This is a genomic window from Streptomyces sp. A18, assembly GCF_059026065.1.
On sequence record NZ_JBWLKL010000010.1, the window covers coordinates 265,033 to 285,119 of the forward strand.

Sequence of the window (20,087 nt, forward strand, 5' to 3'; positions counted from 1 at the left end):
GGGGACGTACGACCACGTCGTACGTCCCCACAGCCACCCCAGGAACCACCCGCCTGCCCGCCGCCTATGGCGTAGGCAGCCACCCCACCTTCCCCGCAAGCAGCGCGTACCCGACGAACGCCCCGATATCGAGCAGCGAATGGGCGACCACCAGCGGCCCGACCCGCCCCCACCGCCGGTACAGGAGCACGAAGACCACCCCCATCGCCATGTTCCCGATGAACCCGCCGATGCCCTGGTAGAGGTGATAGGAGCCGCGCAGCACCGAGCTCCCGACCAGCGCGGCCATCGGCGTCCACCCCAACTGCCCGAACCTGCGCAGCAGATAGCCGACGACGATCACTTCCTCGAGCACCGCGTTCTGCACCGCGGCCAGCACGAGCACCGGGTACTTCCACCACACGTCCGGCAGGTCCTCGGGCACCACCGTCAGGTTGAACCCGAGCCCGCGCGCCGCCAGATAGAAGGCGATCCCGGTACTGCCGATCACCGCCGCGATGGCCGCCCCACGGCCCAGGTCCGGCCACGGCTTGCTCCGGTCGAAGCCGATCGTGCGCAGTCCCGCGCCCTCCCTGATGAGGAAGTGGGCGACCAGCGCCACCGGGACCAACGCCGTCGAGATTCCGAACAATTGCCACGCGAGATCAAGCCAGGGCCGCCCTGGAGCGGCGGACGAGTTCATGGTCGCCGCCTGGTCCTTCAGACCGCCCGGTTTGGTGACCGATCCGACAAAGCTGATCAGCGCGGACACACCGCTCGCGCCCAGGGAGAGCGCCAGGACGAGCAGCGTCTCGTCCCGGAGGATCCGTCGCGATGGCCCCTCGCCCCGAAAAGAACCGGCCAACGACCCGGTCTCCGCTTGCACTCCGCCTCCAGTTGAGTAATCCCGCCTCATCCCCATCCCCGTCCCGCTAGGGTCTCGAAAGAAGTTACGAAGACCGTGCGCGACAGGCCGAGGGGGACGGACGCCGATTGCGGTCTTGCCACCCCCTCTTTCCTTGCTTCATCACTCAAGGAGGGGCACCACCGCCATGGGACGTCACAGCTTGCCCGATGAGTACGGGACGGACGCACCCGACCCTCGGCCACGCACCCGAGGCCGCAGCGTGGCCATCGCGACCGCACTCGTCCTGACGGTCGCGGCGGGCACGGCGGTCGCCGTCCGCAGCGACCTCCTCACCTTCGGCGGTTCGTGCCGCGACGACTCGGTGGAGCTGGACCTCGTCGCCGCCCCCGACATCGCCCCCGCCCTGCGCGCGGCCGCCGAGGACGCGCGCGAGAACGAGGTCACGTCCGACGGATCGTGCATCGACGTACGGGTCTCCGCCCGCGAGGCGTACAAGGTCACCGACGAACTGCGGACGGGCAAGGGCGATCCCGCCTACGACGTGTGGGTACCGGACTCCGAGCTGTGGCTGCAACGCGTCGGCCTGGGCGGCAGGCAGAACAAGGTGACGCCCGCGGGCAACATAGCCTCGTCCCCGGTGGGCATGGCCATGGTCCCCTCCGCCGCCGAGTCTCTGGGCTGGCCCAAGAAGACGTACAGCTGGCCGGAGTTGACCGGCGCGGCGATGAAAGGCGACAAGCTGCGGCTCGGCGCCGCCGATCCCGCGCGCAGCGCGACCGGCCTCCTGGCACTCGCCAAGCTGGGCAAGTCGGCGAAGGAGTCGGGCGGCAAGGACGGCGACACCCAGGCCGCCGCGATGGCCAAGGCGCTGTCCGCGCGCACCACCGACAACGACGGCCAGCTCCTCGACACCCTGGCCCGCGACTCGTCCGGCGCCGAAGAGGGCAACCCGCGCCGCAATCAGGCGCTGATCCTCTCCGAGCAGGCCGCGTACCGGCACAACGAGACGGCGGACGAGGAGAACAGCCTGGACATGTTCTATCCGAAGGACGGCTCACCGCGGCTCGACTACCCGTACACGCTGGTCCAGGAGGACGAGCTGTCCACGGACCAGAGCCGGGCAGCCCTGCGCTTCATGACGCTGTTCAGCGACGAGGCGGGGCGCCCGATCCTGGAGAAGCACGGCTTCAGGACCGGCGCGGAGGAGCCGTCGGCGAAGCTGGTCACCGCGGCCGGCGGCCGAACCCCCCAGCCGTACGGGGACGAGCCGAGCGAGCCGCCCTCCGAGAAGGACCTTCAGGAGACGCTCGGCATGTGGACGATCACCGTGCAGAGCGCCCGGCTCAGCACGGTCGTCGACGTCTCGGACTCCATGAGCGAGTTCGTGCCGGGCCGCAATCAGTCCCGGATGGAAGTCACCAAGTCCTCACTGCTGCAGGCGCTCGCGGGGTTCACCGACGAGGACGAGATCGGCCTCTGGGAGTTCGCCACCCTCCTGGACGGCGAGCGCGACTACCGCAAGCTCGTGCCGACTCAGCGGCTCGGCGACCGCAAGGGCGACGGCACACAGCGGGACAAGGTCTCGGAGGCCTTCAGCGACCTGGCGCCGATCCCGGGCGGCGCGACCGGCCTGTACGACACGACGCTCGCGGCGTACAAGGAAGCCACGTCCACGTACGCGAGCGGCAAGTTCAACGCGCTCGTGGTGCTCACGGACGGCGCGAACCAGGACCCCGGCTCCATCTCGCGCAGCAACCTCGTCGCACAGCTGGAGAACCTCTCCGACCCCAAGCGCCCGGTGCCGCTCATCGCGATCGCGGTCGGCCCGAACGCGGACAAGGAGGAGGTCGTGCAGATCGCGGAAGCGACCGGCGGATCAGGTCACCAGGTCGACGACCCGGCGCAGATCCACGCGGTCATCCTCAAGGCCATCATGGAGGCGGGCAGCCACGGCTGAGCCCACCCGCCTCCTGGGTGCCTCAGCTCAGGACAGCCGGTTCGGGAAGCCCCACCGGCCAGGTGTGCACCGGGTCGCCCGCGTGCATCAGCTCGGCGTAGCGCCGGGTGGTCGCGGCGAGCGCGGCCTCGCGTTCGAGCCCGGTCTCCAGGGCCTGGTGGTACGTCGCCGCTTGCCAGGACGCCCCGTTCACCCGCCGCCTGCACCGCTCCTCGATGATGCCCAGGTAGAAGTCCCGGTCGGCGGGCTCGACTCCCCACGCGTCGAGCCCCGCCGCGGCGAGCGGCAGCAACTCGTCGCGTACGAGAGCGACCGCCGGCATCTCGACGATCCCGCCCGTCCTGCCGCGCCTCGGCCACCGCAGACGCGCCTCGATGCCGTCGCGGCACGCGGTGTCGAAGTTGCGGGCCGCGGCGTCGAAGGGCAGCCGGGTCCACACGGGCCGCGGCTCCTCGGCGAGGGCGCGTACGACGCCGTAGTAGAAGGCGGCGTTGGCGATGACGTCGGTGATGGTGGGGCCTGCGGGCAGGACGCGGTTCTCCACGCGCAGGTGCGGGACGCCGTTCGCGATGCCGTACACGGGGCGGTTCCAGCGGTACACGGTGCCGTTGTGCAGGACGAGTTCACCGAGCTGCGGCACCCGGCCGTCGTCGAGTACCTCCAGGGGATCCTCCTCGTCCATGAGAGGGAGCAGCGCGGGAAAGTAGCGCAGGTTCTCCTCGAAGAGCTCGTAGGCGTCGCTGATCCAGCGTTCGCCGAACCAGGTCCGCGGGCGCACGCCCTGCGCCTGGAGTTCGGGCGGGCGGGTGTCCGTGGACTGCAGGAACAGCGGGGGCCGCGACTCGCGCCACAGCTCACGCCCGAACAGGAACGGCGCGTTGGCGCCGACGGCGACCTGCGCGGCGGCGACGGCCTGCGCCGCGTTCCACACGTCGGCGAACCGGCCCGGTGTGACCTGGAGGTGCAACTGCACGGAGGTGCAGGCCGCTTCGGGCGCGATCGACGCGGAGGTGCAGGTCAGCCGCTCCACGCCCTGGATGTCCAGGACGAACTCCTCGCCGCGGGCGGCCACGATCTGGTCGTTGAGCAGGGCGTAGCGGTCGACGTCGGAGAGGTTCCCCGAAACCAGGTCGTGGTGCGCGAGCGTCGGCAGAATACCGATCATCACGATGCCCGCGTTCACCTCGTTCGCTTTCCGGTGGGCATAGGCGAGGCCGGTGCGCAGCTCCTCGGCCAGGCGGTCAAGAACGCGTCCGCCCAATCGGTGAGGGGCGATATTGACTTCAAGATTGAACATTCCGAGTTCCGTCTGGAAGTCGCGGCTCGCGATGCGTTCGAGTACTTCCGCATTCAGCATTCTCGGCATGCCGTCGGGCCCCGCGAGATTCAGCTCGATCTCCATACCCATCAGGTTCTTGGGCCGGTCGAACCGCTCCTCGTCCAGGAGCCTCCGCAGCCCCGCGAGACACTCCTTGAGCTTGCTCCGGTACCGGTTCCGCTCGGACAGGTCAAACGTCCCTGCCACGACCTTCTCCCCCATCGAAGCGTCCCCTCCTCTGATGGGCAGCCAATGATCCGGCCGCGATGTCTCGGGGGATGATGCCCTGCAATGTGATCGATAACGCCCCGCACATGCCTCCGGCCCAGTACGCTCGACGCCGTGGCCCCGCGCGGCACATTCACCGGGCATGCGATACGCCGGGGAACCCTCGCTGCGGCGCCTGGTGAAAAACGCCGACGAGAATCGGCCGTCCGCTCCCGCGAGGGGAGCCGAGGTCAGACAGTCGGGGTCCATCCAGAATCGGGATAAAGTCCGCGAAATAGCGACCGAATTCCGCCTTGCCGGCAATATCAGGTGCGGTTAGACGAAACACTGCCTGAACACGTGTCGTATAAACTCCGCGAACGAGGCAGAGAGTTGGCGCTCGCGGTCCCCTGCCCCCGCCCCCTCTGACTTCGGAGCAGACAGCGACGTCCGCACCTGTCCTCGTTCCACCGTGCCTGTCGAATGAGAGAGGCGACCCATCATGCCGCTGCAAGTCCCCCCGGCTCCCGCGCCCGCCCTGCGCAGCGTCCTCGCGGCTCTCGGTTCACCCACCGCCGTACGCGAAGCCCGTACCCCGTCCCTGCGCGCCGCACAGGGACCGGTGAACCCCGAACTCCCGCTGCCCGTCCACGTACTCGACCGGATCACCCCGTCGGGCACATCGCCCACCCGGCTCGCGGGGTGGCGCTTCCTGATCCGCGCGGGCGAGCGCGCAGTCGCCGCGGCGGACACGATGCTGACGCCCGACGGGTGGGCCTTCTCCCACTTCTTCGAGGGCCCTTACCTCGCGTCCACCGAGCGCGCCCTGCGCCACGCGGAGGCGATGCCGATGCCCTACCAACCCCGGCTGCTGTCCGTGCCCGAGCTCTACATGCTGACCCTCTGGTTGCACGGCGACTGCACGGCGGACGGAGCGGGCGGCGACCTCGCGCCCTCCGACATCCTCGTGCCCCTGGCGCCCGCGCCTCCCGGCATCGCGGCGCACCGCCCGCACCGCGCCACGGAGCTCCTGGAGGTGCTCAGCCACCGCATGGCCCCGGCATCGCTGCTCGGCTCACCCGCCTGACCTCGCCGTACGTCTCCGTGCCCCGCCGCCGTCCAGGCCGCGGGGCACGGCGCGTGATGTGCCCATACGGACTAGCCCGGTATGACCACCCCGAACCACCCGAAGAGACAGTGCAGTTGGGCTGAACCGTCCGGGCGGGTGATACGTCATTAAGCAGTAAGGAGCGCTGCCGCTAAATCCCTGCGGATCGACGTCCGTAGGGCAACACTGGGACCGACCAAACAAACGGGGGGCGGCCATGAACACCGCATCGAGTCGCAAGGCCAACGTCACAGCCATCACATCGCAGCGAAAGAACCCTTCCATGTGCCAGCACCAACCACCGTGCCCGACAGCCGACTCCGCCGACCGGGAAGCCGCGCTCCTCATGGCGAGCCACCCGGAGCAGGGCTGGAGCCTGCTGTGCAACGGCGTCCTCCTCTTCGAGGACACCGGTGAGCTGCTGCCGGACGGCCAGATCATCGCCCCGCATCGACCGCTGGGCACGGACAAGATCATGACGGCCGCCTGACGCGGGGCAGCACGGCACGGACGACAAAGGGGCCGACCCGGAGAGAAAGACCTCCGGACCGGCCCCCACGCATGTGCTGGACCCGGTATCAGTCCTCGTACGCATCCAGCGGCGGGCAGGAGCAGACCAGATTCCGGTCGCCGTACGCCTGGTCGATGCGCCGCACCGGCGGCCAGTACTTGTCCGCGGCCACGACACCGGCCGGGAAGACGGCCTCCTCGCGGCTGTAGGCGTGCTCCCACTCACCGCCGAGGGCGGCAGCGGTGTGCGGCGCGTTCCGCAGCGGGTTGTCCTCGGCGGTCCACTCGCCGCCGACCTTCTCGATCTCCGCGCGAATGTTGATCATCGCCTCGCAGAACCGGTCGATCTCGACCAGGTCCTCGCTCTCGGTCGGCTCGATCATCAGCGTCCCCGCGACCGGGAACGACATGGTCGGCGCGTGGAAGCCGTAGTCGATGAGCCGCTTGGCGATGTCGTCGACGCTGACACCCGTCGCCTTGCTCAGTGGACGCAGGTCGATGATGCATTCGTGCGCGACGAGCCCGCCGGGGCCGGTGTAGAGCACGGGGTAGTGCGGCTCGAGGCGCTTGGCGATGTAGTTCGCCGACAGCACGGCGACCTGCGTGGCGCGCTTGAGGCCCTCGCCACCCATGAGACGTACGTACGCCCAGGAGATCGGCAGGATTCCCGCGGAACCCCACGGCGCGGCGGAGATCGGTCCGACGCCCGTCTCGGGCCCGGCGGCGGGCTGCAGCGGGTGGTTGGGCAGGTACGGCGCGAGGTGCTCGCGCACACCGACCGGGCCGACGCCGGGGCCACCGCCGCCGTGCGGGATGCAGAAGGTCTTGTGCAGGTTCAGGTGCGAGACGTCGCCGCCGAACTTGCCGGGCTGGGCGAGGCCCACCAGGGCGTTGAGGTTCGCACCGTCGACGTAGACCTGGCCGCCCGCCTCGTGCACCTGGGCGCAGATGTCGGCGACGTGCTCCTCGAAGACACCGTGCGTGGACGGGTAGGTGATCATGAGCACCGACAGCTCGTCGCGGTGCTTCTCGATCTTGGCGCGCAGGTCCTCGATGTCGATCTCACCGTCGTCGCTGGTCTTCACGACGACGACCTTCATGCCGGCCATCACGGCGCTCGCGGCGTTCGTGCCGTGCGCGGAGGACGGGATGAGGCAGACGGTGCGCTGCTCGTCGCCGTTGGCCCGGTGGTAGCCGCGCACGGCGAGCAGGCCGGCGAGCTCGCCCTGCGAACCGGCGTTGGGCTGCAGCGAGACCTTGTCGTACCCGGTGACCTCGGCGAGCCGCTCCTCCAGCTCACGGATGAGCGTCAGGTAGCCCTGCGCCTGCTGGGCGGGCGCGAAGGGGTGCAGCTGCCCGAACTCGGGCCAGGTGACCGGCTCCATCTCCGTGGTCGCGTTGAGCTTCATGGTGCAGGAGCCCAGCGGGATCATGCCCCGGTCGAGCGCGTAGTCGCGGTCGGCCAGCTTGCGCAGGTAGCGCAGCATCGCGGTCTCGGAGCGGTACTGGTGGAAGACGGGGTGCGCCAGGAAGTCGTCGGAGCGCAGCAGGCCGCCGGGAAGCGAGTCCTCGGTCTCCGCGTCGAGCGCCTCGACGTCGCCCTCGACCCCGAACGCGGTCCAGATCGCGGTCAGTTGCTTGCGCGTGGTGGTCTCGTCGCAGGCCAGGGAGACCTGGTCGGCGTCGATCTGGTGGATGTTGACGCCACCCTCGCGGGCCGCGGCGACGAGCTCCTCGGCCCTGCCGGGCACCCGCACGGTCAGGGTGTCGAAGTACGCGCCGTGCACGACCTCGACCCCGCCGGCCCTGAGCCCCGCGGCGAGCACGGTGGCGAAGCGGTGGGTGCGCCGCGCGATGGCCTTGAGACCGTCGGGCCCGTGGTAGACCGCGTACATTCCGGCCATCACGGCGAGCAGCACCTGAGCGGTACAGATGTTGCTGGTGGCCTTCTCGCGGCGGATGTGCTGCTCACGGGTCTGCAGCGCGAGCCGGTAGGCCTTGTTGCCGTCCGCGTCCACGGAGACTCCGACGAGCCGCCCCGGCAGGCTGCGCGCGAACTTCTCGCGCACCGCCATGTAACCGGCGTGCGGGCCGCCGAAGCCCATCGGCACACCGAAGCGCTGCGTGGTGCCGACGGCGATGTCGGCGCCCAGCTCACCGGGCGAGGTGAGCAGCGTCAGGGCCAGCAGGTCGGCGGCGACGGAGACGATGGCACCGAGCTCGTGTGCCTGCTCGACGAGCGGCTTTATGTCGCGTACGGCACCGGAGGCGCCGGGGTACTGGATCAGTACGCCCACGACACCGCGCTCGGCGACCTCGGCCGGAATGCCCTCGCTCAGATCGGCGACGACGACCTCGACACCCGTCGGCTCGGCGCGGGTCTGGATGACGGCGATGGTCTGCGGCAGCGTGTCGGCGTCGACGAGGAAGACACCGTCCTTGACCTTGCCCATGCGCCGCGAGAGGGCCATCGCCTCGGCGGCGGCCGTTCCCTCGTCGAGCAGCGAGGCACCGGAGGTGGGCAGTCCGGTCAGCTCGGCGACGACGGTCTGGAAGTTGAGCAGCGCCTCGAGGCGCCCCTGCGAGATCTCGGGCTGATACGGCGTGTAAGCGGTGTACCACGCCGGGTTCTCCATGACGTTCCGCAGGATCACGGGCGGCGTGAACGTCCCGTAGTAACCGAGCCCGATCATGGAGTCGAGCACGTCGTTACGGTCCGCGAGGGAGCGCAGTTCGGCCAGGACCTCGGCCTCGGAGCGCGCTCCGGGCAGGTTCAGCGCCTCGGCGTTCTTGATCACATCCGGCACGGCGGCGGCGGTCAGCTCGTCGAGCGAGCCGTATCCGACCTGCGCGAGCATCTTGGCCCGTGCTTCCACATCGGGGCCGATGTGCCGCTGCTCGAAGGGAATGCCCTGCTCGAGCTGTGAGAGCGGGATACGAGGGGTGGCGGTCATTGCGGAGGCCTCCTGGTCTGACGCGACCTGCGAGGGGCACCACGGCGCGGGTACCCGGACGGCCTCCCCCTCTGTCATCTCAACCTGAGAGTTTCACCGGTCCGTGCCCCGCGAGAGGCGTCGCACCGGCTTTCACCGTCGGTGAGGAAGGGTTCCGGACGTGCCCGCCCGACGCCCGCCCTACTTTCCAGAGTGACCTCGTCCGTGCGGTACAGGTGCCTGAGAGATTCCGGGGAGGAGTTGCTCCTTCGGCGCCCCCGGTGTTTCCACCGGGGAGCTCTCCCGCACGGGGTCAGCAGCCAAGCGCCAGCCTACCAGCGAGGAGATAGCGGATCCCTCGAGTGGCCGCCTGCCCCGAAGTGCTCTTTCGTAGTGATTACGAACGAACAAGGATGAGTTACGCCCCACTTCGACAAGCCTCGACCAGTTGGAGGGACCGTGCAGACCGATATCGATCCACGCAATCTGATCGGCCGGAAGGCGTTCGACCAGCACGGGACCAAGATCGGAACGATCGACGAGGTCTATCTCGACGACGCGACCGGCGCCCCGGAGTGGGCCGCGATACGCACCGGTCTGTTCAGCCGGGACGCGTTCGTCCCCCTGGAGCCCAGCGTGGTCAAGAGCGACGGAACCCTGCGCATCCCCTTCGACCGCTCCCTCATCAAGGACGCCCCCGACTTCGGGGTGGGCCGCCACCTCTCGCCCGAACAGGAACTGCAGCTCTACCACCATTACGGCCTGGACATCACGCCCCCGCAGTCACCGCCGCCCCCGGACCAGGACTTCGGCAAGATCGCAGGCCAGGAGGGCATCTGACGCCCGCCGAGCACTCCGGTGACCACCAGCGGCAGACCGGACGTCACTGCGGCTCCAGCGCCTCGGGAGAGGCCACCAACGGCAAGGGTTCGGCGGGCTCGAGCGCCGGATCATCCGTACGGAACGTCCGCACCCGCCCCGGGGCCACCGAATCCGGTGTCTCGAAGCGCACTGTGACCCGCCCCAGGCCACTGCCCTGCACCCACCCGTGCCCGTACTCGGCATGCCGCACGTCGTGCCCGGCGGCCCACCGCCGCTCGGCCGGAGCGACCGGCTCCTCCACCGCCTCGACCGCGGGTTCCTCCGCGGCCTCCGCGGCCCGCTCCTCCTCGGCCTCGCGCTGCGCCTCCAGGGCCTGGGCTGCTTCGCTCCGCGCCTGCTCCTGGGCCTGCGCGAAAAGATCCTCCTGCGTGTAGTCGGCGAGCCCCGTGACGCCCACCCCGAGGAGCCGCACGCCTCCGGTGGTGTCCACGGACTCCAGGAGCCGCGCGGCGGCCTCCCGGACCACTCCGGGGTCGTCCGTGGGCCCCCGCAGCGTCTCGGAGCGCGTCAGCGTCGAGAAGTCGAACCGCCGCACCTTCAGCACGATCGTCCGTCCCGAGTGCCCCGCCGCCCGCAGCCGCTCCACACACCGGTCGGCCAGACGCGCCACCTCGCCCCTGACCCGTACCCGGTCGTGGATGTCCACGTCGTACGTGTCCTCGACGCTGACCGACTTGGACTCTCGCTCCGCCACCACGGGCCGCTCGTCCCGCGCCAGCGCCATCGCGTACAACGCGCTCCCGTGCGACTTGCCCAGGAGCCGCACGAGCTCGTCCTCGCCCGCCTCTGCGATCTCCCCCACCGTCATGATCCCGCCCCGCCGCAGATGGTCCCCGGTGGCAGGACCGACACCGGGCAGGATCCGCACCGACATCGGCGCGAGCAGCTCCCGCTCGGTGCCCGGCACTATGAGCCGCAGGCCGTCCGGCTTGGCATCCTCCGAAGCGATCTTGGCCAGCATCTTGGACGCGGCGAGCCCGACCGACCCCGCGAGCCCAGTCACCGCCTTGATGTCCGCGCGCAACCGCTCACCCACCTCAAGCGCCGACGCCTGGTCGTCCGCCACGCCGCCCGCCTCCAGGTCGACGAAGGCTTCGTCCAGACTGAGCGGCTCCACCAGCGGCGACAGCTCCCGCAGCAGCCCCATCACCTGCTCGCTGATGTCGCGATAGAGCCCGAAGCGCGGCACCAGATAGGCCGCATTCGGCGCCAGGCGCCGCGCCTGCCCCATGGGCATCGCCGAGTGCACACCGAACTTCCGCGCTTCGTACGAGGCCGTCGCCACCACACCCCGCGGCCCGAGTCCGCCCACCACCACGGCTTTCCCGCGCAGACTCGGCTTCGCGGCCTGCTCGGCAGACGCGTAGAAGGCATCCATGTCGAGATGCAGGATCGTGGGCGCGGTTCTCACACCTCTGATGCTGCCCTACGCCACTGACAACACCTGGGGAACACCACCGGGCACTCGAACCCGCCTCAACCGTCCCAGCCGCCTCACACGGCCCTGTTGCGCCGCCTCGCCAGCTCATCGGCGGGGTTCTGCCGCACCAGCGTCTCCCCGGTGTCGATCCGCTCGCCGTGCAGCTGCGAGAGCGCCGCTTCCACGTCCCGCCACACGACGCCCACGGCGATCCCGAAGACCCCCTGGCCGCCCTGGAGCAGGTCGTGGACCTCGTCGGGCGACGTGCACTCGTAGACCGTCGCGCCGTCACTCATGAGCGTCATCCGCTCCAGGTCCCGGAAACCGCGGCCGCGCAGATGCTGGACCGTGGTCCGGATGTTCTGCAGGGACACTCCCGTGTCGAGGAACCGCTTCACGATCTTCAGGACGACGACGTCCCGGAAGCTGTAGAGCCTCGTGGTCCCCGACCCGCCCGCGGACCGCACGCTGGGCTCGACGAGGCCCGTACGGGCCCAGTAGTCGAGCTGTCGGTAGGTGATGCCGGCGGCCGCGCACGCGGTCGGCCCCCGGTAACCGATCTGTTCCTGTTCGGACTGTCCGGACGTGGCGTCCCCGCTCCCCTGAACGCTCCCCTGAACCGCCATCGGCCTGCTCGGAGAGTGACCGGCCGCGCTGCCGTGAAGCGGATACGGACCGCCCATCGCCGTACCGTCGCCGCTGCTTCTCACGCCGACCTCCGTCCTTGACCTGCCTCCACGACGGTAGGCAGTCACCAGGGGCTCGTCAACGATCGCCACACTCGGCACGCCGAGTGATAATCACCCTAAGAGTGGTTTGCCGTACCGCGTCGCCGGGAATGGCTTGCCGAATGGTCCGCCGGGCCCCTTCGGAAGCGACGGACTACTGGCTGTTGGTACCGAAGTCCTCGGGCGAGATCTGGTCGAGGAACTCGCGGAACTTCTCCACCTCGTCCTCCTGCTCGTCCGGAATGGCGATGCCCGCGTCGTCGAGGACACCGTCACTGCCGTAGATCGGCGTTCCGGTGCGCAGGGCGAGCGCTATGGCGTCGGACGGCCGGGCGCTCACCTCGACTCCGCTGGCGAACACCAGTTCCGCATAGAAGACCCCTTCTCGGAGGTCCGTGATGCGCACCTCGGTGAGCTCCTGTCCCACCGCCTCCAGCACGTCCTTGAACAGGTCGTGGGTCAGCGGCCGTGCGGGCGCCATCCCCTGCTGTGCGAAGGCGATCGCGGTCGCCTCACCTGGTCCGATCCAGATGGGGAGGTAACGATCGCCTCCCACTTCACGCAGGAGCACGATCGGTTGGTTGGAGGGCATTTCCACCCGGACACCTACGACGTCGAGCTCGTTCACACAGCAACCCTAGGACGTGCCCGGCCGGTTTGGGTAGTCGGGCACCCCCCGAGTCAGGGCAACCGCACCCCGAGCGCGGTCTGCACCAGTGCAGAGTGCAGCTTCCCGGTCAGCCCCGCGAGCTCCTTCGTACGGGCTTCCGCATGGGCCCTGGTCTGCGGGTTACGGTGCCTGCGCAGCGGCGCCACGACCTGGTCGACGAGGCCGGCCTCGCGCTCGGCCGCCGACTTCATGGCGCGCAGATGTCTGGGTTCGATGCCGAACCGTCCGAGTTCGACGACGAGCGCGGCGACCGTCACGGCCTCCGCGTCGTAACCACCGTCCGGCAAGGGTGCGATGAGCCCGTACGTCTCCCACTCCGCCAGCTGCTCCGCGTCGACCTCGGCGGCGGCCAGCAGCTCGGCGCGGCCCACGCGGGCCGCGGTGGGCTCCTCGGTGTCACGCACGCCCCAGGCGTCACCGGGCTCGCGCGGTTGCCCCAGGGAGGGCAGAGGCGCCCGCTCTCCGCGCTCCAGGGCGTCCAGGTGCTCCCGGATGACCTTGAGCGGCAGATAGTGGTCCCGCTGCATCCTCAGGACGTGACCGAGCCGCTCGACGTCCTCCGGGCTGAACTTCCGGTAGCCGGATGGCGTGCGCTCCGGCTCGATGAGCCCTTCCGACTCCAGGAAGCGGATCTTGGAGATCGTGACCTCGGGAAACTCGTCACGCAGCGCGTTCAGCACGGCGCCGATGCTCATCAGCCGATGGTCCTCGGCGGCGGTGCCGTTCCCGGCACCGCCCCTCGGTGTTTGAAGCATGGCCCTTCCTGGGGGTCCCCCCGGACGGAAGTCTGGGGGCGGATCAGATACCGACGGCCCGCTGGCTCGCGTAGAAGACCAGGCGGTACTTGCCGATCTGCACCTCGTCGCCGTTCGACAGCGCGACCGAGTCGATGCGCTCCCGATTGACGTACGTGCCGTTGAGGCTGCCCACGTCGGCGACGGTGAAGGAACCGTCACCGAGGCGACGGAACTCCACGTGACGACGCGAGACGGTCACGTCATCCAGGAAGATGTCGCTCTGCGGGTGGCGCCCCGCCGTGGTCAGCTCGCCGTCCAGGAGGAAGCGGCTGCCCGAGTTCGGCCCGCGGCGCACCACGAGGAGTGCGGAGCCGAGCGGCAGTGCGTCAACGGCGGCCTGGGCCTCCGGCGAGAGGGCGGGCGAGGCGGTCTGCCCCGTCACCTCCGCGTCGTAGGCCTCCAGGCCCGAGATGGAGATCGTCGAGGTCGTCTCGGAGGGACGCTCCGGCGTGGCCCCGGCCCGCAGCGGCGCACCGCAGTTGGAGCAGAACCGGCTCGCCTCGGCGTTGCGGTTCCCGCACCTCGTACACACCAGGGCCATGGACGGATCCTCCTGCCGCGGCTGCCCCGCGGGGGCATTCGATGCGTACGGATCGGGGGTAAACCCTCCACCCGTACTTGAGGTTGACGGTTCTGTGAAACCTATGCGGCCCGCACCGGCAGGGTCAACAGACGACGCGCCCTGCGCGCCCGAAATGTCACCGCCTGGCCCACCGACCTGGTCACGGAACATCGGGCGCTCGGCGCCCTGCTCCTCGGCGTCTCCATGGCGCGGGGCACGGTGCCGGGCAGTGGCGGGATTGCCGCTGTCCTCACGTGCGCTCTTGCCGAACAACTTCGCAAACAACTTCACGGGCGATTCCCCTTGACCGAAACAGACCCGCCCGTGGGGCAGGACGAACCCTGATTGCACACACCGGCGTACATCGGCAGCACAGACATCCTCACAACGTCCGCACCCGCCAAACAGTTTCCACCACGCACCACGCTTACGGTGCGCCGACCCCCCGCAACCTCATGCCCTCGACCGGCGGCCCCCATGCACCCCCGGCTCACTGGGACGACGACCGAGCGTAGTCAGGCCGCTTCGCCGCTCGCAAGGCGTCCACCACGATCTTCTCCGCTCGCGTCACGGTGACGGTGGCCTGCTCCTTCTCCAGAGTCTGCACCACTCCACCGGGGATGTTCAGCGCCGGCTCGAGGTCCTGCGGCTTGCCGATCACCTTGAACCTGTAAGGCTTGCCGACCTTGCGGCCGTCCACCCGGACACCACCACTGTCCGTATCCGACAGATAGGTGTTGGCCACTACGCGTACGTCATTGATCTGGATGGCCTCGGCCCCCGCGGCGCGCAACTCCTGAATGGCATCGAGCAGCATGTCCGCCTCAACCGCGCCTTTCTTGTCATCGATGGTCAGCGTGATGCCAGGACCCTGCGCTGCCACGGTGCCCGCCAGGATGCCGAGTTGACGTTCCTTCTCGACGGTCTGCTTGCGGGCCTCCTCGGCCTGGTCCGAGCTGTTCTCGAGCCCGGTGCGCTGGTCCTCGAGACGCTGCTTCTCACCTTCCAGACGCTGTGTGCGGTCATCCAGTTCATCGAGAATGCGTACGAGATCTTCCTGACGTGCGCCACGCAGCGCGCTGCTGTCGTTGTTGGAGCGCACCTGGATGGCGAGTCCGAGCCCCAGTACGAACAGGAGCAGGGCGACGATGAGTTGGGGGCGGGTCACGCGAGGCGGCCACAGCCCCTCCGCCAGCCGCTGACGACCGCTGAGCGACGCCTGGCCGTCCTGCTGCTCGCCCTGCGGTGCGTCCGGCTCGGGCGCCGCGCTCTCATCGGGCGCCGCGGGCGCGCTGTGCACCTCGGCGGGAAGCTCCTTGCTCCGCTTGTCGCCCGCGGGCGTCTCGTCCGTACTCATCGCCTCACGCCCTGAAGATGTGTCGGCGGATGGCGGCGGCGTTGGAGAAGATCCGGATGCCGAGCACCACCACGACACCGGTGGAGAGCTGAGCGCCCACGCCCAACTTGTCGCCCAGGAACACGATCAGGGCGGCCACGACCACGTTCGAGAGGAACGACACCACGAAGACCTTGTCGTCGAAGATCCCGTCGAGCATCGCGCGCAGGCCTCCGAACACCGCGTCGAGTGCCGCCACCACGGCGATCGGAAGGTACGGCTCGACCACCGCCGGAACCTCGGGCCGGACCAACAATCCGGCCACGACTCCCACGACGAGGCCCAGTACGGCGATCACGATGTGCCCTTTCCTGCCTTCGGCTCTGCTGTTCGTACGGTCACACTCGGTGCTGCCGGCAGTCGGACATCATCCTGGACGGAAATGCTGGTCCGGACGCCGAAGTTCTCCTGCAGAGCGTGCAGATACTGACCGTCGCGACTGTTCTGGAATCTCGTGCTCAACCGCTGTCCGTCGCCCACGGCAAGCACCGTATACGGCGGCACCAGCGGCTTGTTGTCGACCAGTATCGCGTCACCCGCGGCCCTGATGGCCGACAGCGCCGTCAGCCGCTGGTCGTTGATGGAGATCGCCTCCGCGCCGGACTGCCACAGGCCGTTCACGACCCGCTGCATGTCACGGTCGCGTACCCGTCCGGTGTCGGAGAATCCGGCGCTCTCGCGCGGCCCGCCCCCACCCTGATCGGCTTCCTTCGCGTCGTCCACCACAAGCTTCACGCCGCGCCCGTGGACCTTCGTGGCACCGGAGAGCAGGGACACCAACTCGCCCTGGCTGCCCCCGTGTTTCTTCAGTGCCTCGCGCTGTCGTTCGTCCACGTCGTCACGGAGCGTCTCGACGTCCCCTTCGAGTTCATCGGCGTCCGAGGTCGCCGACTCGATGCGGTCGATGAGTTCAGCGCGCTCCTTGGCGACGACCGGAGCCGCTATCCGCGCCTGCGCCGCCCCCACCGTCACCACCAGGGCCGCGAGGACGAGTCCGAGGGCGAGGCCGAGCTTCGCCCGCAGCGGACGCGGCACTCCAGCGGCACCTTTCGCCTTCTTCCGGGCCGCTGCCTCCGCGTAGCCCTCGTCCAGGCTGTGGTCCATGACCGTGGTCAGCAGCGACATGGAGGCGTCCGGACGCCGGGGGCGCGAGGAGGTGCTCCGAACGGGGGGCTGCTGCGGCATGCCGCACATCGTCGCACGTCGCGGGCGTTACCTCCGAATGGCCCCACCGGCGTGCCGGACAGCACCTCTCACGGGTGCCGTCCGGCCCACGCCGCCGGTCAGCGACCGGCTCAGCGACCGGCGCTGTCCACCACTGCGGACCACTCGTCGAGCAGCGCCTGAGCGGACGCGTCGTCCGGTCCCTCGGCCCACAGATGGGTGACGGCCTCCGCGGGATCGGGCAGCACCAACACCCACCGCCCATCGGTCTCCACGACCCGGACGCCATCGGTGGTGTCCACCGACCGCTCCCCAGCCGCCTCCACGACGGTCCGCATCACGAGCCCCTTGACGGCCCACGGCGTCGCGAGGTCACGCCGCAGCACATGGGCCCGCGGGATACGGGCATCGATCTGGCTCAGCGTGAGCTGCGTACGCGCGACGAGACCGATGAGCCGCACAAAGGCGGCCGTACCGTCGAAGACACTGCTGAACTCCGGAATGATGAATCCGCCGCGGCCGTCTCCACCGAAGATGGTCGACTCGCCACGCCCCACCCGCGTCAGGTCGTCGGGCGACGTCGTCGTCCAGTCGACCTGCGTCCCGTGGTACGCGGCCACCTGCTCGCCGATGCGCGTCGTCGTCACCGGCAGCGCGACCCGCCCACTGCGGCGTTCCGCTGCGACCAGATCGAGCATGACGAGCAGCGCGCGGTCGTCCTCGATGATCCGCCCCTTCTCGTCGACGAGCGAAAGCCGCTCGCCCACGGGGTCGAACCGCACACCGAAGTCGGCACGCGACGACGCCACGATCTCGCCCAGCCGCACCAGCCCCGACCTGCGCGCTTCATAGGTCTCGGTCGGACGCGCCTCGTCGAGACCCGGATTGACGGTCAGCGCGTCGACGCCGAGTCGCCCCAGCAGGCTCGGCAGCACAAGACCGGCACTGCCGTTGGAGGCGTCGACGACCACCTTGAGGTTCGACTCGGCCACACCTGTGGTGTCCACGTTGCGCAGCAGCGAACCCGTGTAGGAGTCGAAGACGCTGGACGGGAAGTGCAGATCCCCGATCTCCCCGGGGAAGGCCCGCCGGTACTCCTGACGCGCGTACACCCGGTCCAGCTTCCGCTGGCTCCCCTGCGACAGGTCGGCCCCGCGCGCGTCGAAGAACATGATGTCGACGGAGTCCGGCACCCCGGGCGTCGTCCGGATCATGATCCCGCCGGCACTGCCCCGAGCCGTCTGCTGCCGCGCGACCGGCAGCGGCACGTTCTCCAGGTCGCGTACGTCGATGGCGCTGGCCTGCAGGGCCGAGATCACCGCGCGCTTCAGCGCACGGGCTCCTCGTGAATGGTCACGCGCCGTGGTGACGGTCGAACCCTTCTTGAGGGTCGTGGCATACGCCCCCGCGAGGCGTACCGCGAGTTCCGGCGTGATCTCCACGTTCAGGATCCCGGATACGCCGCGTGCACCGAAGAGATGCGCCTGGCCCCGGGACTCCCAGATGACCGAGGTGTTGACGAATGCGCCGGCCTCGATCGTCTTGAACGGGTAGACCCGGACATTGCCCTGGATAATCGATTCCTCACCGACGAGGCACTCATCCCCGATGACGGCGCCGTCCTCGATGCGGGCGGCCCGCATGATGTCGGTGTTCCTGCCGATGACACAGCCCCGCAGGTTGCTGTGCTGGCCGATGTAGACGTTGTCGTGCACGACGGTCTTGTGCAGGAACGCACCGGTCTTGACCACCACGTTCGAGCCCACCACGGTGTGCTCACGGATCTCGGCGTCGGCCTCGACCTTTGCGTAGTCGCCGATGTAGAGCGGCCCGCGCAGCGTGGCGTCGGGGTGCACCTCGGCGCCTTCGGCCACCCAGACACCGGGCGAGATCTCGAAGCCGTCGAGCTCGACGTCGACCTTGCGCTCAAGGACGTCGGCCTGGGCCTTGACGTAACTCTCGTGCGTACCGACGTCCTCCCAGTAGCCCTCGGCGATGTACCCGTAGATGGGCTTGCCTTCCTTCATGAGCTGCGGGAAGACGTCACCGGACCAGTCCACCGACACGTCGGCGTCGACGTAGTCGAAGACCTCGGGCTCCATGACATAGATGCCCGTGTTCACCGTGTCGGAGAAGACTTGCCCCCAGGTCGGCTTCTCCAGGAAGCGTTCGACCTTTCCTTCTTCGTCCACGATGGTGATGCCGAATTCCAGCGGGTTGGGAACGCGCGTCAGGCAGACGGTGACGAGCGCGCCCTTCTCCTTGTGGAAGTTGATCAGCTCGGTGAGATCGAAATCAGTCAGAGCATCACCGGAGATCACGAGGAACGCATCGTCCTTCAGCGCTTCCTCGGCGTTCTTCACACTCCCGGCAGTGCCGAGTGGCTTCTCCTCATTGGCATAGGTGAGCTCCATCCCGAGCTCTTCACCATCGCCGAAGTAATTCTTGACCAGGGAGGCCAGGAATTGGACTGTCACTACGGTCTCGGTGAGCCCATGCCTCTTGAGCAGCCGCAACACGTGCTCCATGATGGGCCTGTTGGCCACAGGCAGGAGCGGCTTGGGCATGCTCGAGGTCATAGGGCGAAGGCGCGTGCCTTCGCCTCCGGCCATTACGACGGCCTTCATGTCGGAAGCGTCCTCCTCAATAGACGACGATCTAGCCGACTTAGCCCGCCAAGATAGACCCGCATTTATGATTCACGGGACTGCAAGCCTATACAGCTGCCGAATCGGCAAGCTCAATCGGCCGTGGTGTCCGCACGGACAAGTCGGCGGACCTGAACCACGTAGAGGATCCCTGCCCACCAGTACAGAGTTGTACCCCATCCTGTGAACGCCCATCCGAAAATAGCAGCGAGAGTACTGATCCAGCCACTGCCGTCACTGAGGAGCAGGAGGGGAAAGGCGTACATCAGGTTGAAGGTGGCGGCCTTGCCCAGGAAGTTCACCTGGGGCGGCGGATAGCCATGACGTCTGAGGATCCAGACCATCACCAGCAGAACCAGCTCGCGCAGGAGCAGCAGAGCGGTCACCCAGAGCGGAAGAATCTCCCGCCACGTGAGCCCGACCAAGGTGGACAAGATATAGAGCCGGTCGGCAGCGGGGTCGAGCAACCGGCCGAGCTTGCTGATCTGGTTCCATCGCCGGGCCAGCTTGCCGTCGAGATAGTCGCTGATGCCGCTCAGCATCAGCACCAACAGCGCCCAGTGGTCACTCTTGGGCCCGCCGAACTCCGGCCTGAGGATCAACCACAGGAAGAGAGGTACGCCAACGAGGCGCGCCATGCTGAGGATGTTCGGGATGGTGAGGACTCGGTCCGTCTGGACGCGAGTCTCCTGGACCTCCACCCGGGGGCCTCCTGTGGGAAACGAGCCGATGATGCCCCCTGACCTTACCCTCAGTTGTCGGCCGGCGGTGCAGAGGGGTAGTGAAGGGCCAGAAAGGCCCCCAGAAAAACAAAAAGCCGTGGTCCCTGGACAATTAAGTCCAGGGACCACGGCTATAAATTGAGTTCGGCGGCGTCCTACTCTCCCACAGGGTCCCCCCTGCAGTACCATCGGCGCTGTGAGGCTTAGCTTCCGGGTTC

General features: G+C 68.7%; 17 protein-coding genes, 1 rRNA gene and 1 riboswitch. Of the genes, 4 read left to right on the forward strand and 14 right to left on the reverse strand.

The window, feature by feature from the left end:
- Nucleotides 1–64: 64 nt before the first annotated feature.
- The gene (locus tag AC5P1C_RS19225) at nucleotides 65–865 is read right to left on the reverse strand and encodes a CPBP family intramembrane glutamic endopeptidase (protein WP_493867078.1); all 801 of its coding nucleotides are present in this window, start codon (nucleotides 863–865) and stop codon (nucleotides 65–67) included.
- 166 nt (nucleotides 866–1,031) lie between these two features.
- On the opposite strand from AC5P1C_RS19225, the gene AC5P1C_RS19230 reads away from it, so the two are divergent.
- A complete protein-coding gene (locus tag AC5P1C_RS19230; protein WP_493867079.1) occupies nucleotides 1,032–2,804 on the forward strand; it encodes a substrate-binding and VWA domain-containing protein in 1,773 nt (590 codons plus the stop codon).
- 22 nt (nucleotides 2,805–2,826) lie between these two features.
- Here AC5P1C_RS19230 and AC5P1C_RS19235 read toward each other — a convergent pair whose 3' ends face one another.
- Nucleotides 2,827–4,344, reverse strand: a complete 1,518-nt coding sequence (locus tag AC5P1C_RS19235; protein ID WP_493867080.1) for a glutamate-cysteine ligase family protein — start codon at nucleotides 4,342–4,344, stop codon at nucleotides 2,827–2,829.
- 487 nt (nucleotides 4,345–4,831) lie between these two features.
- Here AC5P1C_RS19235 and AC5P1C_RS19240 point away from each other — a divergent pair, with 487 nt between their 5' ends.
- Nucleotides 4,832–5,416, forward strand: coding sequence for a hypothetical protein (locus tag AC5P1C_RS19240; protein ID WP_493867081.1), 585 nt, complete (start codon nucleotides 4,832–4,834; stop codon nucleotides 5,414–5,416).
- Between the two features lie 304 nt (nucleotides 5,417–5,720).
- A complete protein-coding gene (locus tag AC5P1C_RS19245) occupies nucleotides 5,721–5,927 on the forward strand; it encodes a DUF5999 family protein (RefSeq protein ID WP_361843540.1) in 207 nt (68 codons plus the stop codon).
- A gap of 88 nt (nucleotides 5,928–6,015) precedes the next feature.
- Here AC5P1C_RS19245 and gcvP read toward each other — a convergent pair whose 3' ends face one another.
- Nucleotides 6,016–8,901, reverse strand: a complete 2,886-nt coding sequence (gene gcvP, locus AC5P1C_RS19250) for an aminomethyl-transferring glycine dehydrogenase (protein ID WP_493867082.1) — start codon at nucleotides 8,899–8,901, stop codon at nucleotides 6,016–6,018.
- A 197-nt stretch (nucleotides 8,902–9,098) separates the two neighbouring features.
- A riboswitch (glycine riboswitch) is annotated at nucleotides 9,099–9,196 on the reverse strand.
- Between the two features lie 143 nt (nucleotides 9,197–9,339).
- Between gcvP and AC5P1C_RS19255 the strand changes: the two genes are divergently transcribed.
- Nucleotides 9,340–9,720, forward strand: coding sequence for a PRC-barrel domain-containing protein (locus AC5P1C_RS19255; protein ID WP_493867083.1), 381 nt, complete (start codon nucleotides 9,340–9,342; stop codon nucleotides 9,718–9,720).
- Between the two features lie 43 nt (nucleotides 9,721–9,763).
- On the opposite strand, the gene AC5P1C_RS19260 is transcribed toward AC5P1C_RS19255, so the two are convergent.
- The 11 genes from AC5P1C_RS19260 to rrf all read right to left on the reverse strand — a co-directional run.
- Nucleotides 9,764–11,173 (reverse strand): DNA polymerase IV, encoded by a 1,410-nt coding sequence (locus tag AC5P1C_RS19260; RefSeq protein WP_493867084.1) that lies wholly within the window; start codon nucleotides 11,171–11,173, stop codon nucleotides 9,764–9,766.
- Between the two features lie 83 nt (nucleotides 11,174–11,256).
- Nucleotides 11,257–11,892 (reverse strand): MerR family transcriptional regulator, encoded by a 636-nt coding sequence (locus AC5P1C_RS19265; RefSeq protein ID WP_493867085.1) that lies wholly within the window; start codon nucleotides 11,890–11,892, stop codon nucleotides 11,257–11,259.
- A gap of 172 nt (nucleotides 11,893–12,064) precedes the next feature.
- Nucleotides 12,065–12,538: a bifunctional nuclease family protein gene (locus tag AC5P1C_RS19270; RefSeq protein WP_006123076.1), complete on the reverse strand. Its 474-nt coding sequence runs from the start codon at nucleotides 12,536–12,538 to the stop codon at nucleotides 12,065–12,067.
- Nucleotides 12,539–12,591: 53 nt separating this feature from the next.
- Entirely contained in the window at nucleotides 12,592–13,335 is a 744-nt protein-coding gene (gene ftsR, locus AC5P1C_RS19275; protein WP_493867086.1) for a transcriptional regulator FtsR, read from the reverse strand.
- A gap of 43 nt (nucleotides 13,336–13,378) precedes the next feature.
- Nucleotides 13,379–14,347, reverse strand: coding sequence for an FHA domain-containing protein (locus tag AC5P1C_RS19280; RefSeq protein WP_493867109.1), 969 nt, complete (start codon nucleotides 14,345–14,347; stop codon nucleotides 13,379–13,381).
- Between the two features lie 82 nt (nucleotides 14,348–14,429).
- A complete protein-coding gene (locus AC5P1C_RS19285; RefSeq protein WP_493867087.1) occupies nucleotides 14,430–15,296 on the reverse strand; it encodes a DUF881 domain-containing protein in 867 nt (288 codons plus the stop codon).
- A 4-nt stretch (nucleotides 15,297–15,300) separates the two neighbouring features.
- Nucleotides 15,301–15,633 carry a small basic family protein gene (locus AC5P1C_RS19290; protein WP_030794354.1) on the reverse strand — a complete coding sequence of 111 codons (333 nt, stop codon included), beginning with the start codon at nucleotides 15,631–15,633 and terminating at the stop codon, nucleotides 15,301–15,303.
- Nucleotides 15,630–16,529, reverse strand: a complete 900-nt coding sequence (locus tag AC5P1C_RS19295) for a DUF881 domain-containing protein (RefSeq protein ID WP_493867088.1) — start codon at nucleotides 16,527–16,529, stop codon at nucleotides 15,630–15,632. The genes AC5P1C_RS19290 and AC5P1C_RS19295 overlap by 4 nt, the downstream gene beginning before the upstream one ends.
- Before the next feature lie 101 nt (nucleotides 16,530–16,630).
- Nucleotides 16,631–19,126, reverse strand: coding sequence for a sugar phosphate nucleotidyltransferase (locus AC5P1C_RS19300; protein ID WP_493867089.1), 2,496 nt, complete (start codon nucleotides 19,124–19,126; stop codon nucleotides 16,631–16,633).
- 113 nt (nucleotides 19,127–19,239) lie between these two features.
- Nucleotides 19,240–19,848 (reverse strand): cardiolipin synthase ClsA, encoded by a 609-nt coding sequence (gene clsA / locus AC5P1C_RS19305; RefSeq protein WP_493867090.1) that lies wholly within the window; start codon nucleotides 19,846–19,848, stop codon nucleotides 19,240–19,242.
- A gap of 163 nt (nucleotides 19,849–20,011) precedes the next feature.
- Nucleotides 20,012–20,087: ribosomal RNA gene (gene rrf, locus AC5P1C_RS19310) — 5S ribosomal RNA — on the reverse strand; the annotation flags it as partial.

Bases quoted from the DNA above. Each gene is read 5' to 3' on its own strand.
- gcvP (WP_493867082.1), bottom strand. From the start codon at position 8,901: ATGACCGCCACCCCTCGTATCCCGCTCTCACAGCTCGAGCAGGGCATT.
- AC5P1C_RS19235 (WP_493867080.1), bottom strand. From the start codon at position 4,344: ATGGGGGAGAAGGTCGTGGCAGGGACGTTTGACCTGTCCGAGCGGAAC.
- ftsR (WP_493867086.1), bottom strand. From the start codon at position 13,335: ATGCTTCAAACACCGAGGGGCGGTGCCGGGAACGGCACCGCCGCCGAG.
- AC5P1C_RS19300 (WP_493867089.1), bottom strand. From the start codon at position 19,126: ATGAAGGCCGTCGTAATGGCCGGAGGCGAAGGCACGCGCCTTCGCCCT.
- AC5P1C_RS19295 (WP_493867088.1), bottom strand. From the start codon at position 16,529: ATGTGCGGCATGCCGCAGCAGCCCCCCGTTCGGAGCACCTCCTCGCGC.
- AC5P1C_RS19240 (WP_493867081.1), top strand. From the start codon at position 4,832: ATGCCGCTGCAAGTCCCCCCGGCTCCCGCGCCCGCCCTGCGCAGCGTC.
- AC5P1C_RS19245 (WP_361843540.1), top strand. From the start codon at position 5,721: ATGTGCCAGCACCAACCACCGTGCCCGACAGCCGACTCCGCCGACCGG.
- AC5P1C_RS19285 (WP_493867087.1), bottom strand. From the start codon at position 15,296: ATGAGTACGGACGAGACGCCCGCGGGCGACAAGCGGAGCAAGGAGCTT.
- AC5P1C_RS19230 (WP_493867079.1), top strand. From the start codon at position 1,032: ATGGGACGTCACAGCTTGCCCGATGAGTACGGGACGGACGCACCCGAC.